Annotated in this window: 17 protein-coding genes; all 17 read left to right on the forward strand. The window is 40.2% G+C overall.

Translation table 11 applies throughout. The annotated features are described in order from the left end of the window. Window positions 1-177 precede the first annotated feature (177 nt). The 17 genes from FVB9532_RS10545 (at window position 178) to FVB9532_RS10610 (ending at window position 17,246) form a co-directional block, all read left to right on the forward strand. On the forward strand, window positions 178-432 hold the full coding sequence (locus FVB9532_RS10545; RefSeq protein WP_150545148.1) for a hypothetical protein: 255 nt from the start codon (window positions 178-180) through the stop codon (window positions 430-432). A 161-nt stretch (window positions 433-593) separates the two neighbouring features. Continuing rightward, window positions 594-1,169 carry a Crp/Fnr family transcriptional regulator gene (locus FVB9532_RS10550; protein WP_150545149.1) on the forward strand — a complete coding sequence of 192 codons (576 nt, stop codon included), beginning with the start codon at window positions 594-596 and terminating at the stop codon, window positions 1,167-1,169. Window positions 1,170-1,243: 74 nt separating this feature from the next. Next, entirely contained in the window at window positions 1,244-2,437 is a 1,194-nt protein-coding gene (locus FVB9532_RS10555; protein WP_150545150.1) for an MFS transporter, read from the forward strand. Window positions 2,438-2,458: 21 nt separating this feature from the next. After that, window positions 2,459-2,677, forward strand: coding sequence for a hypothetical protein (locus FVB9532_RS19750; RefSeq protein ID WP_228482313.1), 219 nt, complete (start codon window positions 2,459-2,461; stop codon window positions 2,675-2,677). Beyond that, complete coding sequence (locus FVB9532_RS10560; RefSeq protein ID WP_262714394.1) at window positions 2,620-3,462, forward strand: aldo/keto reductase; 843 nt, start codon at window positions 2,620-2,622, stop codon at window positions 3,460-3,462. Before FVB9532_RS19750 ends, FVB9532_RS10560 begins: the two co-directional genes overlap by 58 nt. Before the next feature lie 465 nt (window positions 3,463-3,927). Next, window positions 3,928-5,259, forward strand: coding sequence for a phage integrase SAM-like domain-containing protein (locus FVB9532_RS10565; RefSeq protein ID WP_150545151.1), 1,332 nt, complete (start codon window positions 3,928-3,930; stop codon window positions 5,257-5,259). A 74-nt stretch (window positions 5,260-5,333) separates the two neighbouring features. Continuing rightward, window positions 5,334-5,645: a DUF6660 family protein gene (locus tag FVB9532_RS20055; RefSeq protein ID WP_386274655.1), complete on the forward strand. Its 312-nt coding sequence runs from the start codon at window positions 5,334-5,336 to the stop codon at window positions 5,643-5,645. Window positions 5,646-5,745: 100 nt separating this feature from the next. After that, window positions 5,746-10,209, forward strand: a complete 4,464-nt coding sequence (locus FVB9532_RS10575; RefSeq protein ID WP_150545152.1) for a CusA/CzcA family heavy metal efflux RND transporter — start codon at window positions 5,746-5,748, stop codon at window positions 10,207-10,209. A gap of 11 nt (window positions 10,210-10,220) precedes the next feature. Continuing rightward, window positions 10,221-11,453, forward strand: a complete 1,233-nt coding sequence (locus tag FVB9532_RS10580) for an efflux RND transporter periplasmic adaptor subunit (protein ID WP_150545153.1) — start codon at window positions 10,221-10,223, stop codon at window positions 11,451-11,453. Between the two features lie 97 nt (window positions 11,454-11,550). After that, window positions 11,551-11,889, forward strand: coding sequence for a P-II family nitrogen regulator (locus FVB9532_RS10585; protein WP_150545154.1), 339 nt, complete (start codon window positions 11,551-11,553; stop codon window positions 11,887-11,889). Window positions 11,890-11,900: 11 nt separating this feature from the next. Beyond that, window positions 11,901-12,317, forward strand: a complete 417-nt coding sequence (locus FVB9532_RS10590; protein ID WP_150545155.1) for a Fur family transcriptional regulator — start codon at window positions 11,901-11,903, stop codon at window positions 12,315-12,317. 99 nt (window positions 12,318-12,416) lie between these two features. Further along, entirely contained in the window at window positions 12,417-12,584 is a 168-nt protein-coding gene (locus FVB9532_RS19480; protein ID WP_194716528.1) for a hypothetical protein, read from the forward strand. Window positions 12,585-12,646: 62 nt separating this feature from the next. Then, complete coding sequence (locus FVB9532_RS10595; RefSeq protein WP_194716529.1) at window positions 12,647-12,991, forward strand: methyltransferase family protein; 345 nt, start codon at window positions 12,647-12,649, stop codon at window positions 12,989-12,991. Window positions 12,992-12,993: 2 nt separating this feature from the next. Then, on the forward strand, window positions 12,994-13,890 hold the full coding sequence (locus FVB9532_RS10600) for a cation diffusion facilitator family transporter (protein ID WP_150545157.1): 897 nt from the start codon (window positions 12,994-12,996) through the stop codon (window positions 13,888-13,890). 10 nt (window positions 13,891-13,900) lie between these two features. Beyond that, on the forward strand, window positions 13,901-15,865 hold the full coding sequence (locus FVB9532_RS10605) for a heavy metal translocating P-type ATPase (protein ID WP_150545158.1): 1,965 nt from the start codon (window positions 13,901-13,903) through the stop codon (window positions 15,863-15,865). A 9-nt stretch (window positions 15,866-15,874) separates the two neighbouring features. Then, window positions 15,875-16,042, forward strand: a complete 168-nt coding sequence (locus FVB9532_RS19485; RefSeq protein WP_194716530.1) for a hypothetical protein — start codon at window positions 15,875-15,877, stop codon at window positions 16,040-16,042. Window positions 16,043-16,571: 529 nt separating this feature from the next. Beyond that, a complete protein-coding gene (locus tag FVB9532_RS10610; protein ID WP_084843090.1) occupies window positions 16,572-17,246 on the forward strand; it encodes a response regulator transcription factor in 675 nt (224 codons plus the stop codon). Window positions 17,247-17,277 lie beyond the last annotated feature (31 nt).

The following is a 17,277-nucleotide window of genomic DNA, read 5'->3' on the forward strand; positions in this document are numbered from 1 at the left end:
CCAGTTTATTTTAAACAAAGGTTTCTTTTTTGGGAAATCAAGGTTTTTCATTTTACAAGCCTCTTCCAATCTTCCTTTGCCTACTTTTATCAAGCATTGCTCGATAGCTTTTGCGGATTTGATTCTTCAAAGAAAGCGACTGAATCAATAAATTCTTCTAAAATAAAAGTTGAAAATGTGAAAATTAAAGAGGATAGTAAATTTGCTTGGGCCGTTGTAGGAATGATTAGAAATAAAAGTTCATCGGACATAAAAGGTTACGTGAAAATTAAATTCTTGAATTCAACCGGAGATATTGTTTACACCACAAAAGCAAGAGTTAATGATGGAGATTCTTTTGGCCCAGGAAGAGCTGCAAGTTTTGACTATTTTACTGAACCGAAAAATTTCGAAGGAGTTACTGATTTTGAAGTAGATTTTGTGGAAAAATAAAAAAAGCGATACATAACACCATAGACCAATAACCGCAGCTTTATATTCTACTCAAAAAACCGCACAAACATAAAATTCCTTAATTTTGTCTATGGTTTCTAACCAATCCGTAGCCTATTTTTGCCAAAAACCGTTGCGTGTTACTCCAAAACCCAAAACAAATGAGCCAACACCCCTTAAGAATACAAATCGAAGAAATTGTAACACTAAGCGATGCTGAGTTTGATCGTGTCTTGGCCCATTTTCAAGAAAAGACCTTTAAAAAACATCAGATCGTTTTGCACCAGGGCGATTATGCCTCTTTCGATTTCTTTGTGGTTAAAGGCTTAATGCGGGTATCAAGAGTAGATCCCGATGGCAAAGAACATATTCTACAATTCGGAATGGAAAATTGGTGGATTACCGATGCCGAAGCCTTTCATCGTCAAACCAAATCGACCCTCACCGTAGACTGTTTAGAAGACACCAAAACCCTTTCCCTCACCTTAGAAAACAAAGAAAAACTAAGCAAGGAAATGCCCAAAATGCAAACTTTTTTCCTTAAAAAAACTACCAACGGCTATATTGCTTTGCAAAAAAGGATCCTTTGCTTTTTAAGCAGTAATGCCAACGACCGCTACCACAATTTACTCAGTTTATATCCCGGCTTAATGCAACGCGTACCCAAAGCGATGATCGCCTCTTACCTAGGCGTTACTCGAGAAACCTTAAGCCGGCTCACCAAAGTAGAATCTTAAAAGGTGACATTTATCACATCAAATCATTGACAAATGTCCTGTGAAGGCAGAGAGGCCTTGCAGAACTTTGTCGTATGAAAAATTACAGGATCTCCCTTCCAGAACAAGTGCGTATACCCATTGCCATATGGGCATTAACCCTAAGCGTTTTTGCCATCGGCACCACAGAAGTGGTAATGATTGGTTTATTGCCCACCATTGCCAAAGAATTTTCAATCAGTACCGCTTCCGCAGGTTGGTTGGTCACCGCTTACGCTATCGGCGTAGCCATTGGAGGTCCGGTACTTACCGCCTTTACCCATCATCTACAACGTAAGAAATTACTACTTATCCTCATGTTACTTTTTGTAACCAGCAATAGCATAGCCGCCATTTCATCCGGTTTTGCACTCTTAATTTTTGCCAGGGTCTTATCAGGCGTTGCCCACGGCGTTTTTGTAGGCATTGGTGCCAATATTGCCAGCAGTCTTGTTGCCAAAGAAAAAAGAGCAACCGCCATTTCCATAATGTTTACCGGATTAACCGTGGCGATGGTAACCGGCGTTCCTTTAGGAACCTATATTGGTCAGCATTTAGGCTGGCGATTTACCTTTGCAGGCGTTGCTGCGGTGGGTTTTTTCTGCCTATTGGCCAACCGATTTTGGCTGCCCAACAACATCCAACAAGGAAAGCCCATTGCACTCAAAGACCAGTTGAACCTATTGCGTAAAAAATCAATACTTATAGGCTTTTCTTTAACCCTTTTTTCATTCGCGGCATTATTTGGCACATTTACCTACTTATCCCCAATATTAGCCGATATTTCAGGGTTTACAGAAAACCAGATTACACTCATCTTACTCCTGTATGGAGTCGCCGTCGCCTTCGGTAACTTGTTAGGAGGAAAATTTTCCAATACCAATCCCGCCAAAACCCTTGCCGTATTGTTCAGTATTTTACTACTTACCTTTGGCTTGATGTTCCTAGGCTTGCCCTATAAAATTCCTGCACTTGTTTTAGTTGCCGTCATTGGCGTAGCAGGTTTTGCCTGCGTCCCAGGAATGCAATTGTATGTTATTCAACTTTCAGAAAAATACTTGGCCGGTACAGAAGATGTCGCTTCTGTACTCAATATTTCAGCTTTCAATATAGGAATCGCCTTAGGCTCCTCGCTTGGCGGAATACTTATTTCCAGTACCTTAGGATTACTCTCCATTAGCCTAATGAGTGCCGTATTCTCGCTAATCGCTATCCTAATGGCCATCCTCAGTATACAACTAGAAAAATAATTTAATCTAAAAACAACTAACATGGAATACAGAAATTTAGGAAATTCAGGCTTAAAAGTGCCGGTATTAAGTTTAGGAACCGGAACTTTTGGAGGAACCAACGAATTTTTTCAGCGTTGGGGACAAACCGATGTAGACGAAGCGAAGCGACCTGGCTTATTGATATTTGCCTGGAAAGTGGCATCAATTTTTTTGACACCGCTAATGTGTACTCGCTTGGTGATGCTGAAATTGTTTTAGGAAAGGCCTTAAAAGGAAAACGAAGCAAAAGCATTATATCTACCAAAGCTAGCTTCCAAATGGGCGAACACCCCAACGGAAAAGGCTCGTCAAGATATCACTTGATGAATGCACTGGAAGATAGTTTAAAACGATTGAATACCGATTATATCGACCTTTACCTCATGCACGGTTTCGACCAAAACACGCCTATTGAAGAGACCTTAAGAACGCTTGAAAATATGGTGAAAAGCGGAAAAGTACGATACCTAGGTTGTTCTAATTTCGCCGCCTGGCAATTAATGAAATCACTTTCTTTAGCTGAAAAATTAAACGTGGAAAAATATGTGGTTTATCAAGGCTACTATTCCTTAATTGGTCGGTATTATGAGCAGGAATTAATGCCGCTTTTAGAAGACCAACATATGGGATTAATGGTTTGGAGTCCGCTAGGCTGGGGAAGGTTAACCGGAAAAATAAAAAGAGGAATGGAAACCCAGGAAGGCCGGATTAAGTCGGGTGGAGCAGTAGGAGCACCGCCTGTGAAAGACGAATTTCTTTTTCAGGTCGTTGAGGTATTGGAAAAGATAAGTGCCGAAATCGGCAAATCTATCCCCCAGATTGCCATCAACTGGTTGCTACAAAACAAAAGCGTTTCTAACATTATCATTGGGGCACGAAATGAAAAGCAGTTGCGTGCTAACATCGATGCCGTAGGTTGGAACCTATCTGCAGAACATTTAAGCCAACTTCAGCAAATTTCAGAACAAACCCCCATTTATCCACATTGGGTGGGAGAGCGGTAAACTTACTGCCCCCAATAGCGCTTTGCTTGGTAACGGCATTAGCTCAACATATAAACATAAAAACCGCTTCGATACACATCGGCATAAGCGGTTTTTTGGTTAAAATAGGTGGGAGCCCTTAAAAATAATCGTAAGAGATTATTCCAAGTCCCTCATTTGAATTGATTTGAAAAATTGGTATTTTTTTACAAGGTATAAAAAGAAAAAACCACCCTAAGAATTTAGAGTGGTTTTGTTGTAGCGAGACCGAGATTTGAACTCGGGACCTCCGGGTTATGAACCTACTCAAATAGCTATATAAAACAAACTAAAATATATTAAATAATATGATTATCAGTTAATTACATATTTTATGGTTTTATTCAAATAGTGTTAAAATCAAATTATTCTGTACCTATTCTGTACCCATTCTGTACCCATTTTTAAACTAATTAATTATATTTATGTGATTCTAATTAATTGAGTATGTCTAATATAAAAATTGTTTTACGGAAAAATAAGATAAGAAAAGATGGCAGAATTCCTCTTGCATTGAGAATTACTGAAAATTACAAAACTAGTTATAAGTGGATTGGTCAATATGTTTTCGAAAAGGATTGGGATGAGAAAGCAGGAAAAGCGAAAAGAAGCCATCCAAATTCACAAAAGTTGAACAATTTTTTAATGAAGAAATTGAGTGAAGTGAATGACATATTTTTTGAATCTAAAGATCAGGTTAGTCCGAAACAGGTAAAGCAAAAATTAAAAGGAACCTATGGTCAGAAATCTTTTTTTGAACTAGCCGCAGAGCGTATAATGGAAAAATATGAAAGAGGAACATTTTCCGTCGCTAAGGCTGAATTATCTATTCTTTATAACCTCGAGGAATTTTTAAATCTAAAAAGGAATAAAAATAAATCAGCCGTTATTAAGTCAATAAATGAGCGCCGCTTGCACCGAATTAGTGAGGCCAGGCTTAACAAATATAGCTGGTTAGATGGTGTAGCTTATTTTAAAAATAGTAAGGCTTTAGCGTTCCGGGATATTGATGAAGTTTTCATTAATAAATATAAAACATTTTGTCATTCTTATTTAGGACAAAAAACCAGAACTATTACTAATCAACTTATTTTAATTAGAACTCTTTTCAATTTAGCTATTAAAGAAGGAATTATTGAGCGAAAATTTTACCCTTTTGCTGGTGATAAGGAAAAAATTAGAATTGGTTCTGGTAATAAAATAGGGCTAAGCACGGAAGAGATCGAGAAAATAGAAAAACTAAAGTTGGAGAAAAATAGTTCTATTTGGCACACTCATAATGTATGGTTATTTTCTTTTTATTTTGCCGGAATTCGTATTTCTGATGTTGTGAAAATAAAATGGTCGGATTTTAAAGATAATCGAATTTATTATATAATGAATAAAAATGAAAAAGCACTCAGCCTTAAAATTCCTGCGAAGGCAAAAAAGATTTTGGAACATTATAAAAAAGAGAAAAAACTTAATAAAGGTTATGTTTTTCCATTCCTTAGAAATACGGATACTAATGATGCTGAACAAATCTATATACGAACGAAAAGTGTCACTAAAGTCTTTAATAAATGCCTAAAACAAATTGCAAAAGAATGTGAGATTGATAAGAACTTATCTAACCACATCGCTAGGCATAGCTTTGGTAATATAGCGGGTGATCGTATTCATCCATTAATGTTACAAAAGCTCTATCGTCATAGTGATTTAAAAACCACTTTGAATTATCAAGCCAATTTTATTCACCGAGATGCGGATGATGCCTTGGATAGTGTTATTAATTTTTGAGACCTAATAAAGTTACAAAGCTGATCATTGACTTTTGCACACCCTGTGCATCACAATTTGGTTATCTTTGTAATGTGAAATTATTAACATTCATATTTGCTCTCTATGTATTGACGCTTAATGCGTTTCCCTGTTCTGATACAGATGCTTTTTGCGATAATTCACAAACAGAGGTAATGGCTACTTATAATTTAGATCATAACCATAGTGCCTCTGAGCTTTGCCCCCCCTTCTGTACCTGCCATTGCTGTCACGTACATACGGTGGAATTTGCTTCAGTGAATTTTAAGCCTATTAATACAGAAATATCTTCTAAGGTTTTTCTTCATTTTGAAAGTTTGGGCGAAGAGCCTATTTCATCCCTTTTAGATCCTCCCAGGGTTTAATTCAGCTTTTTTATAGGATAGCTATATCCTTTTTGACAGGTCAAGATTCCTCTGGCCACTTTTTTTACATTTCAAAAACTGAATTAAATCTTCAACTTTTATGATTAATAAAATCATCGCTTTTTCCATTCGGAACAAGCTTATCGTTGGACTATTGGTACTTACCCTAATAGGAGTAGGTCTGTATTCAATGTCCACCATTAATTTGGGTGCACAGCCCGATATTACCAATAATCAGGTACAGGTTATCACCCAGTCGCCCAACCTGGCCACTGAAGACATCGAGCAATTTGTAACCTATCCCGTAGAATTGGCGATGGCCAATCTGCCGGGCGTTAGCGAAATTCGATCCGTTTCTCGTTTTGGGCTTTCGGTGGTGACCATTGTTTTCAAAGAAGATATGGGCACGTACCTGCCCCGTCAATTGGTTGCGGAAAAACTCAACGAGGTCAAGTCCGAGATCCCCGAACAGTTCGGCAGTCCAGGAATGGGACCTATTACTACCGGATTGGGGGAAATCTATCAATACACCTTGAAAGCTGAAGAAGGCTACGAGGACAAATATTCCCCTACCGAACTGCGAACCATACAGGACTGGATCGTAAAACGCCAATTGGCCCTAACCGAAGGTGTTGTAGAAGTCAATGCCTTTGGAGGAAAGATCAAGCAATATGAGATCGCTATCGATCCCGCCAAGCTGAACGCAATGGATGTGACAATGACGGAAGTCTTCGATGCCCTACAAGAAAACAATGTAAATACAGGTGGTGCCTATATTGAAAAAAACAAGATGGCCAATTTTATCCGTGGTGAAGGCCTGGCTCGTTCGTTGGACGATATTAGGCAGATTGTAATCAGAAACGAAAATGGCCTGCCCATTTTGGTAAAAGACGTGGCCGAAAATGTGCATTTTGGAAATCAGGTGCGCTACGGAGCCTTTACCCAAGATGGTCACGAAGCTGTGGGAGGTATGGTGCTGATGCTACGGGGCGACAACCCTAATTCGGTAGTCAATACGGTAAGAGACCGAATACAAGAAGTGCAGAAATCGCTACCGGAAGGACTTAAGATCGTTCCTTTTTTAGATCGAAGTGAGCTTATAGGAAGGACTACGGCCACTATCGAGAAAAACCTGATTGAAGGGGCACTCATTGTGATTTTTGTACTAGTACTGCTACTCGGTAGTTTTCGTGGAGGTTTGGTCACTGCTTCATTAATTCCACTTTCCTTGCTATTTGCCTTTATTTTGATGAAAGCTTTTGGTGTTTGGGCAAACCTGATGTCCTTGGGAGCAATTGACTTTGGGATTATTGTTGACGGGGCCGTTATCATTGTAGAAGGAACGGTTCACGAGATTGAAAAGCGAATCAAGGCCGGTAGACAGAAATTTGACCAGCCACAAATGGACGAAGTAGTCTATGATGCGAGTAGTACGGTAATGAATTCGGCCTTCTTTGGACAGATCATCATCCTGATCGTATTTACCCCTATTTTATTCTTGACAGGGATTGAAGGAAAAATGTTCCGTCCGATGGCTTTTACCTTTGGATTTGCGGTTTTAGGTGCCATTATTCTCTGTCTAACCTACGTGCCGATGATTACGTCGCTTACGATGAAACCGGCTTTTAAGAAAAAGAACTGGTTTCACAAAGTGGAGAACAAAATTTCTGGTTTCAGCAACGGAATGATGAACCGAATCAATAATGGCTATCAGCCGGTGATCTTAAAATCTTTGAACCATCGTATTATCGTATTGGTGATAGCGGTATTATTACTTGTGGGTGCCGGATTTACTTTCAGTAAAATGGGAGGAGAATTTATCCCTAGTATTGATGAAGGCGATATTGCGATGCAAGCGTTGTTAAGGCCGGGAAGTTCCCTAAGCGAATCCATTGAAACCTCCAAAAAAATAGAGAATATCGTCCTTGATAATTTTCCAGAAGTGGAAACAATGGTTGCGCGAATTGGTGTAGCCGATATCCCGACCGACCCGATGCCGATGGATATTGCCGACGCCTATATTATCCTGGACAAGAACAAGGATAATTGGACTTCCGCAGATACAAAGGAGGAATTAATTGAAAAAATTAAAGAAAAATTATCGGTCGTACCTGGTGTCAACTTCGTTTTTAGTCAGCCCGTAGAACTGCGATTTAACGAACTGCTTACCGGCGTTCGAGAAGACGTGGCCATCAAACTGTATGGTGAAGATCTGGATGTGCTTTCCGAAAAGGCCGCAAAAATGGCCGCTATCATCAAAACCGTTCCTGGTGCGGGTGATGTTAATTTAGAGGCCACCTCGGGATTACCACAAATGACTGTTCGCTTTAACCGAAGAAAGGTCGCTCAATATGGCCTGAACATTCAAAAACTCAATCGGTATGTAAGTACCGCTTTTGCGGGAGGTACTGCAGGAGTAATTTTTGAGGGCGAAAAACGCTTTGATATGGTGGTGCGATTGGATGAAAAACACCGTCAGGATATTGAAAACCTAAAAAACCTGTTGATCGATTTACCCAGTGGAAACCAGATTCCCATTAAGGAAGTGGCTGATATCAGTTATCAGCCGGGACCGATGCAAATTTCCCGAGACAATACTTCACGTAGAATTTATGTAGGGGTAAACGTGCGGGGTCGCGATGTGGAATCAATGGTAAATGATATCCAGACCAAAATGGACGCACAATTAGACTTGCCACCAGGCTACCACATTGAATATGGAGGTGCTTTTGAAAACCTGCAACGCGCTAAAGATCGTTTAACAATTGTAGTTCCCATTGCGCTGGCCCTCATATTTATGTTACTGTACTTCGCTTTGGGCTCTTTCTCCCAATCTATAATGATTTATATGGCTGTACCCTTAGCGGCGATAGGTGGCATTTTCGCCTTGGCTGTCCGTGGGATGCCCTTTAGTATCTCGGCAGGAGTTGGATTTATTGTCCTTTTCGGCGTTGCGGTATTAAACGGACTGGTACTTATCAGTAGGTTGAATTCATTAAAAGAAGAAGGGGTTATGGATATACAGGAACGTATTTTAATAGGGACACAGGAACGGATCCGTCCCATTTTATTGACGGCTTTGGCCGCGATAATGGGCTTTTTTCCGATGGCACTTTCCCACGGAGCGGGTGCTTCGGTACAGCGACCTTTGGCCACGGTGGTTATTGGTGGATTGATAACCGCAACCTTGCTTACGCTGATCGTTGTTCCCATTTTGTACAGTTTTGTGGAGAAAACCGGGAAAAACAACAACGGGAAATCGGGCAAAGTTGCCATAAACCCTGCATTGATTACCGTTTTATTGGGTCTTGGGTCAATAGCCATCCCGGCAAATGCAAGTGCGCAAACCCAGGATAGTCCCCAGCAAAATGCGTCCCGCCAGAACATCCTGAAAGTCGAACAAGAGTTTACCCCAATTTCTTTAAAGGATGCAGTAAAAAAAGCGCAAGCCAACTATCCCAAATTGAAAGTGGCACAACTGGAAATCGAAAATCAGAAGGCTCTGAAAAAAACCGCTTGGGATTTTGGAACGACCCAAGTTTTTACCGGTGGCGAAGAGTTGCCAGATAGTCCCAATGGCAATGAAGGTATTTACACCACCATTGGGGTGCGGCAGCAAAATATAGATATTTTCAGCATCGGAGCCAAAAATAGGGTACAAAATGAGAAAATTGCGTTAAGCGAAACGGCACTCGATCTTACCTCTCTTCAAGTGGAACGGGAAGTGAGCAAGGCCTGGGGCGATGCCTACACCTCTAAACGCAAGTATCAATTGTATGTGGAACTCGATTCCATTTTTAGCGATTTTGAACGGGCGGCACGGTTGCGTTATGAGACAGAGGCCTCGTCGAAGCTGGGATATTTGGCGGCCACGAATCAGGCCCGGCAGGTAAGCCTTCAGAAAATGCAAGTCTATCGGGATTACTTGGGCAATCTGCAAAAACTGAACCTTTGGTTAGTAAGCGATACGCCTTACACCGTTGCGGATGCAGGTGTAGATGAAATGGACACGCCTATATTGCAGCGCAAAGATTCGATTACGAGCCATCCAATGCTGCAATACTATGAGCGGCAGATCGAGGTTGCCGATGCGGAGCGTAATCTCAGCACCAAAGCGTTTTTCCCAAAGTTCAACGCACAATACGGCCGACAAAAAATTGCAGGACAGAACGGATTTTTCAACTTTCAAGTTGGGATTTCCATTCCGCTCTTTTTCGGTCCTGAATTGGGGCAGGCGCAATCGGCGAAGATACAGACCCAGATCGCGGAGCAGAATTTCGAGAAAAAACAGCTTCAGGTCAATTCAGAATACCAGGACCTGCAACAGGATTATCTAAAATGGCTTGAATCGTGGCAATACTATGAACAGGAAGCCCTTCCGCTTGCCAAAGAGCAACGGGACGGGGCAGTTTTCGCCTATAAAGAAGGCGGTATCGATTATACCACTTTCCTGCAAACAGTACGCGACGCCATAGGCATCCAAAGCAAGTCCTGGGATGCACTTAACAATTATCTGAGATCAAAATACGAACTGGAATTTTTCCTCAATTCCGCAAAACAATAAATATTAAAGCTATGAATTTCTATATAAAACCGACTTTTTACGCAGCCTTGGTCATATTCAGTTTAAGTTCCTGTAAAGAGGAAAAAACTGCTGAAAGCGGGCACGAAGAGCATAATGAAACAGCTTCTGCCGAAAATGGTGGCGAGCACCAAGAAGGAAACGCGGGCCTAGAGAGCAAAAAACTGCACCTATCGCAACAAAAGTTTGAGGCGATGGAATTGAAAGTAGATAGTCTGCCCACCAAAAGCTTAACCGGACTGGTGGAAGCCAACGGTCAGTTGGAAGTACCGCCTCAAAACGAGGCGGCAATTACCGCGATCATTGGCGCAAATGTAACCAGCATAAAGGTCATTGAGGGAGATAAGGTAAGCAGAGGAAGTGTGGTGGGATATTTGAGCCACCCGGATCTGGTCAAGTTACAGACCGATTACACGAGCGCCTACAACAGGATGAACTTTTTGGAAAAGGAATATAATCGTCAAAAACGCCTATATGAAGCAGAAGTGGCTTCCGGCAGGAAATTCCAGGAAACCGAATCGGATTACAATAGTATGAAGGGGATGGTCAACGGGCTGGAATCACAACTTCAATTACTTCGTTTAAATCTGGATCAGTTGCGAAACGGAAAGGTCTATAATCAAGTCCCCGTAGTTAGTCCCATCAACGGCTATGTAGAAAAAGTGAATATCAAAGTCGGGCAGTTTGTGCAGCAACAGACTGAGATGTTCGAGATCGTAAATACCGAACATATACACGCCGACCTAATGGTTTATGAAAAGGATGTGAGCAAAGTAAAGGAAGGACAAACGGTGGAATTCAATATAGAATCCCTTCCGGAATCCGATCTGAGCGCAAAAATCTATTCGGTAGGAAAAACATTTGAACAGAACCCCAAAGCGGTACACGTACACGCAGAGATCGAGAACAGAGAGGGCAACCTCTTTCCAGGGATGTACCTTACGGCAAAAATAGCCACTTCTAAAAACAAGGTAACCGCGCTCCCCGAAGAGGCTGTGATTACCGAGGATGGCGAGCCTTATATTTTTACAGCTAAAAATGTAACCGAAAATGACGAAGAAGAATGGGCGTTGAGCCCCTTAAAAGTCGTAACTGGTCAGGCAGATGACGGCTGGATAGAAATAAAGTTGCTACAGCCACTGGGAAAAGGGCAAATGGTAGTGTGGAACAAGGCCTATTACCTGATCTCAGAAATGAAAAAAGGAGAAACAGAACACGGACACTAAAATTTTATGAGCCTGACTTGTAAAATACTGTTTATTAATTAGTTAGTTAATATTTTAGCAAACCCTGTTTTCTTAAAAGAAAATAAATTTAGAAAAAATGAAAGAGATAACAGCATTTATAAAACCCAATAGGGTACAGAAAACCATTGAGGCACTGAGCGATGCCGGATTTAAAAGTATGACGGTCTCACAAGGTGAGGGTACAGGGGCTTTTAAGGCAAAAGGGACCTCCCCGTCTCTCAATTTTTACGTTACAGATAGTCCGGTGATCAAACTGGAACTGGTGTGTCAAAACGAAGAAGCGAAAAATACCATTGATATTATTATTGAAAATGGAAAAACACCTACCCCCGATGATGGAATCATCTACATTTCCAATGTAGAAGATGCTTTCCAGATCAAGACCGGAAAATCTATAAAGCAAGCCTGGAAGTAAAATACTGAAATATGAGTGAAATCGAAACGCTTTTGATCAAGCATAATGTGCGGCCTACGGCGATGCGCATCCTGATTTATAAGTTTATGGCCAAAAAAGAAAGGGCCATTGCCTTGACCGAAATAGAGCAAGCCTTTGTGAAATCGGATAGAGCTACGCTATCCCGAACCATAAAAACGTTCGAGACCAATGGAATTGTTCATCAAATAGATGATGGTACCGGCATACCCAAATATGCTCTTTGTGAAACCGGATGCAATTGTGAGGTAGATCAGGATCTGCATATTCATTTCCATTGTACCAACTGTGATGAGACGGTTTGCTTGACCGATCATAAGATACCACATATCAACTTGCCGGAAGGGTATATGGCCGAAAATGTCAACTTGGTCGTTAAAGGTATATGTGAAAAATGTAGTGGAGAATAAATTTAGTCACATTGCCAAAGCTGATTTTTTTAATAACAAAAAAAAAATAAAAACTTAAATCTAAGGAAAAATTAAAAATAAGATGAGGCTAAAAAGTAAATGAAAAATTTAAAAAATATCATTATGGACTTAGAAATTATTTCAAAAACAACACTCTTTTGTGAGATGGGAGTATTAGTTCTTTTAAGCTGGTCAATAGGTTTTCCAAAAAAAAAGATCTGGCCTCCTAAATCCTGGAAAACTTTTAATTTTGGATCACGTGGTTAGTAATAATAACAATTTTTATAGGTCTATTCTTAATTGCAATTGAAGATTTTAACTCTTGGATATTGAATAATAAAGTACGCTATTATTTGGGATTGCCACTTTTTATTTTAGGAACTAGCATAACCTGTTGGGCCATTGCTTTAATGGGAGCACGTAATACATTAGGAATAGAAAATAAATTTATAACCATAGGTCCTTACAGGTATAGTCGAAATCCCCAATATATCGGTGATATTCTCATTCTTATGGGATCTGCACTATTTATTAATTCCTCAATGCTTTTTGTTCCTTCAATTTTGGCTTGTATAGGTTTCCGACTTATGCCTTTTCCAGAAGAAGATTGGCTAAAAGAAAGATATGGAGTAGAATATATTGAATACTATAATCATATAACTCGATTTATTTAATTATGGCACACCATCATTCACACGGTTCACAGAACTACGGAAAAGCCTTTGGGATAGGCATAGCCTTAAACACTATTTATGTAGCAGTCGAACTCTACTACGGATTTGTGGCAAATTCTTCCGCGCTCTTGGCGGATGCGGGCCACAACGCGAGCGATGTTTTCAGCCTTATACTGGCGTGGGCGGCCATTAAAATAGCCACAAAAAGGCCTTCAAAACGATATACTTATGGCTTACGAAAAACGACCATTCTAGCCTCGATGATCAATGGCGTCATCATTATTGCCGCGGCCGGATTGATTGCGTGGGACGCCATCCAAAAATTTCAGGATCCGGCAGAGATTTCAGGCAATCTCGTAATGATTGTTGCGGCCATTGGCCTAGTAGTAAACACCGGTACCGCTTTCCTATTTTGGAAAGGTTCAAAAGGCGATCTGAACATACGCGGGGCATTTTTACATATGGCTGCCGATGCCGGGGTAACCTTAGGAGTGCTGCTTGGCGGTCTGGCCATTAAATACACGGGCTTAACGTGGATAGACCCTGCGCTTAGTTTGGTCATTGTTCTGGTTATTTTATACAGTGCCTGGGGACTTCTTAGGGATTCCATAAAAATAGCCATCGATGCAGTTCCCAAAAACATCGACATTGATGAAGTGGAAAAGTTCTTAATGGATATAGAAGGGGTCGAAGAAGTACACGATCTGCATATCTGGGCTATGAGTACCAGGGAAACGGCACTTTCTACCCATCTGGTCGTTCCCGATGGGCACGAGGATCAGTTTATCTATGATATCCGGGAACAATTGCACGAAAAATATGAAATAACACATACCACCCTGCAAATCGAAAAAGAATTTGGGGACAAAGAATATAAACCCTATCAAGGTCTGGAATAATAAAATCAAGATGAAGAAAAAACAAAATCTTAGGGATATCGATACTCGGAAACATTCTGGCGAACACAGCCACGATGATGGCCATAACCACAGTAGTACGGAAAAGGTATCAAAATTTAGAACTTACCTCCCCGCTATTTTCAGCTTTGTAATGCTGATTGCAGGTATTGCCGTTGATTTTTTCGATGCCTTCCCATTTTTCAAGGGTTGGGTTCGAATAATTTGGTACGTTTTAGCCTATATTCCTGTTGGGTTTCCCGTTATTATTGAAGGCTGGAAAAGTATAAAAAACGGCGATTATTTTACCGAATTCCTATTAATGTCCATCGCCACATTAGGGGCATTTGCCATAGGCGAATATCCCGAGGGCGTGGCCGTGATGCTTTTTTACGCTGTCGGCGAACTTTTCCAAAGTGCTGCGGTTAAAAAAGCGAAGGGTAATATAAAGGCTCTTTTGGATGTGCGTCCCAATGAAGCTTTGGTATATCGAAAAAACGATTTTGGTTCCGTCAACCCCGAAACGGTCAAGGTCGGCGAAAAAATTCAGGTACGTGTGGGCGAGAAAATCCCTTTGGATGGTAAATTGTTGTCCGAAGAAGCTTCGCTCAATACTGCTGCCATAACCGGCGAAAGCAAACCCGATACCATTACAAAAGGAGATAAGGTTTTTGCCGGAAGCATCAACCTCGATGGCGTTATTGAAATCGAGACCACCAAGGAATTCAAGGACAGTTCCATTGCCCGTATCCTTGATCTGGTACAGAACGCTACTGCCCGTAAATCAAAAACGGAACTGTTCATCAGAAAGTTTGCGAGGGTGTACACCCCCATCGTGGTATTCCTTGCAATTGGACTGACATTTTTACCCTATCTATTTGTCGGTAATTACATCTTTGAAGATTGGTTGTACCGTGCCTTGATTTTCCTTGTTATTTCTTGTCCCTGCGCCCTGGTCGTTTCAATTCCATTGGGCTATTTCGGTGGCCTTGGTGCCGCATCCCGAAATGGAATATTGTTCAAGGGAGCATCTTTCCTTGATGCGATGACTAAAGTAAACACGGTGGTAATGGATAAGACCGGAACGGTTACTAAGGGCGTGTTTAAAATCAAGGATGTTGTCAATAATGATGCTTTCCCGGAAGCGGAATTTATGAAATATCTGATGGCGATGGAAGAACAGTCCACCCATCCCATTGCCCAGGCGATATTGGAATATAAGGTCGAAGGTGCGGATTTTGAAGCTTCCGAAGTATCCGAGGTTGCCGGAAAAGGCTTGAAAGGCACCGTAAACGGTAAAACTGTTTTAGTGGGTAATGAGGTACTAATGACATCAAACAATATCAGTGTTCCCAAAGAAACTGAAAGCATTGTAGAATCTATTGTAATAGTTGCCATAGATGGTCAATTTGCAGGCTACGTAACCATTGCAGATGAATTGAAGGAAGATGCCCACGAAGCAATCGAACAAATCCGTAAAGCAGGGATATCAAGAATCATAATGCTTTCTGGGGACAAGGATTCCATTACCAAAGAGGTTGGTAGGGAAATGGGCGTGGATACTGCTATGGGTGGATTGTTGCCCGAAGATAAGCTCAACGAAGTGGAACGGCTTCAAAAAGAAACCGGCACTACGGTGGCTTTTATCGGCGATGGTATCAACGATGCCCCTGTACTGGCGACCAGCGATGTAGGTATGGCGATGGGGGGCTTAGGAAGTGATGTGGCCATTGAGACCGCAGATGTGATTATCCAGACTGACCAGCCTTCTAAAATTGCCCGGGCCATTAAGATTGGCCGATCCACAAGAAAAATCGTCTGGCAGAATATCGTTTTGGCATTTGGTGTTAAAATTGCCGTTATGGTCTTAGGTGCTTTCGGAATGGCGACTATGTGGGAGGCCGTATTTGCAGATGTCGGTGTGGCCTTTTTGGCCATTCTAAATGCGATACGTTTACAGAAAATGAATTGGAAATAGTATAGCAGGATGTCTCAAAGTAGAAGAAATAGAAGGAAGAAAAAAGTTCAAAAACCAGCTAAGAACAAAATCTCAAAAAAAGATAAAACAAAAGGCATTATTGCCCTTGTTCTCTTAGTTATTGCTGCCTTTCTGCTCTATTTTTTTGTGCTGAAAGGGAATATTCAAAAGCATTGAGCAAACCAAGGGTTTCAAATTAAAAAAGTTTATAAAATCAAACACATTCTAATATCAGGCGATACAATTTAGGGATTGTATTATGAAAAACCAAAAAAATAATTAATGGTAACCGTCTCGACGAAGGATTATTGAATTTGCAGGTGATACCCTTATCACGAAGAATTTTGTAATTAATATTTCTTATTTAAATTAAAGATTTATAGCAAAAGCTTTTGTGTTTTAAATCTAATGTTGAGAATTATATTGCAATGATTAGAAAAAATCATTGCAGTAAATTGATTTAAAATTTAGATCAAAGCAAATTCAACACTAAGATGAAAAATTTAAAATCATTAAAATAGATAATTTTTGTATATAAAAAATTCAGGATGAAAGCATAAAATGACAAATATTTGGAATACTTTGAATTATTAAGCTAATTTTATTCACCGAGATGCGGATGATGCACTTGATGAAGTTATTAATTTTTTAAACACTTTAAAATCTCTTTAGAATTTTACTTTATTTTTATTTATAATTTTAAAATATGAAGTATCTAATTGCAGAGGACGAAAAAGATCTACAATTTTCCATTGCTAAATATTTAAACAGTGATGCCAATATTTGTGAAACTGCTTCCGATTATTTGGAAGCTTCTGAAAAGTTGGAGCTCTATGAGTATGATTTAGTGGTACTTGATATTAATTTAGTTACTGGAAGTGGCCTTGATTTACTTAAAAGATTAAAAAAGCAGAAGCGAAAATGCGGGGTAATTATTATATCAGCAAATAATTCATTAGATAATAAACTGGAAGGACTGGATTTAGGGGCGGATGATTATATTACAAAACCTTTTCATTTGGCGGAACTCAATTCTCGGATTAAGGCGGTATTGCGTCGAGGGCAATTTGGGGGAGATGATTCAATCACTTTTCAAGAGATTCGTTTAGATACACTAGCTCGTAGTGCTTATGTCAACGATAAGCCTATTTCGCTCACGCGCAAAGAATATGATCTCTTATTATTTTTTATTACTAATCAGGGGCGCGTTCTCTCTAAGGCTATTATAGCAGAACATCTATGGGGTGATGATAGTGACTTACTTGATAATTTTGATTTCATTTATGTTCATATCAATAATTTACGAAAGAAATTAACAAAGGAAGGTGCCAAGTATATCCAAACTGCTTATGGTAGCGGTTATAAATTTATAGCAGATTAATTCACCAGTAGAAAATAAAATCCCACTTTTA

The organism is Mesonia oceanica, from assembly GCF_902499555.1.
Taxonomy (GTDB): domain Bacteria; phylum Bacteroidota; class Bacteroidia; order Flavobacteriales; family Flavobacteriaceae; genus Mesonia; species Mesonia oceanica.

Coding starts and splice junctions, on each gene's coding strand:
- FVB9532_RS10550 (WP_150545149.1), top strand. CDS start 594: ATGAGCCAACACCCCTTAAGAATACAAATCGAAGAAATTGTAACACTA.
- FVB9532_RS10555 (WP_150545150.1), top strand. CDS start 1,244: ATGAAAAATTACAGGATCTCCCTTCCAGAACAAGTGCGTATACCCATT.
- FVB9532_RS19750 (WP_228482313.1), top strand. CDS start 2,459: ATGGAATACAGAAATTTAGGAAATTCAGGCTTAAAAGTGCCGGTATTA.
- FVB9532_RS10565 (WP_150545151.1), top strand. CDS start 3,928: ATGTCTAATATAAAAATTGTTTTACGGAAAAATAAGATAAGAAAAGAT.
- FVB9532_RS10575 (WP_150545152.1), top strand. CDS start 5,746: ATGATTAATAAAATCATCGCTTTTTCCATTCGGAACAAGCTTATCGTT.
- FVB9532_RS10580 (WP_150545153.1), top strand. CDS start 10,221: ATGAATTTCTATATAAAACCGACTTTTTACGCAGCCTTGGTCATATTC.
- FVB9532_RS10585 (WP_150545154.1), top strand. CDS start 11,551: ATGAAAGAGATAACAGCATTTATAAAACCCAATAGGGTACAGAAAACC.
- FVB9532_RS10590 (WP_150545155.1), top strand. CDS start 11,901: ATGAGTGAAATCGAAACGCTTTTGATCAAGCATAATGTGCGGCCTACG.
- FVB9532_RS19480 (WP_194716528.1), top strand. CDS start 12,417: ATGAAAAATTTAAAAAATATCATTATGGACTTAGAAATTATTTCAAAA.
- FVB9532_RS10600 (WP_150545157.1), top strand. CDS start 12,994: ATGGCACACCATCATTCACACGGTTCACAGAACTACGGAAAAGCCTTT.
- FVB9532_RS10605 (WP_150545158.1), top strand. CDS start 13,901: ATGAAGAAAAAACAAAATCTTAGGGATATCGATACTCGGAAACATTCT.
- FVB9532_RS19485 (WP_194716530.1), top strand. CDS start 15,875: ATGTCTCAAAGTAGAAGAAATAGAAGGAAGAAAAAAGTTCAAAAACCA.
- FVB9532_RS10610 (WP_084843090.1), top strand. CDS start 16,572: ATGAAGTATCTAATTGCAGAGGACGAAAAAGATCTACAATTTTCCATT.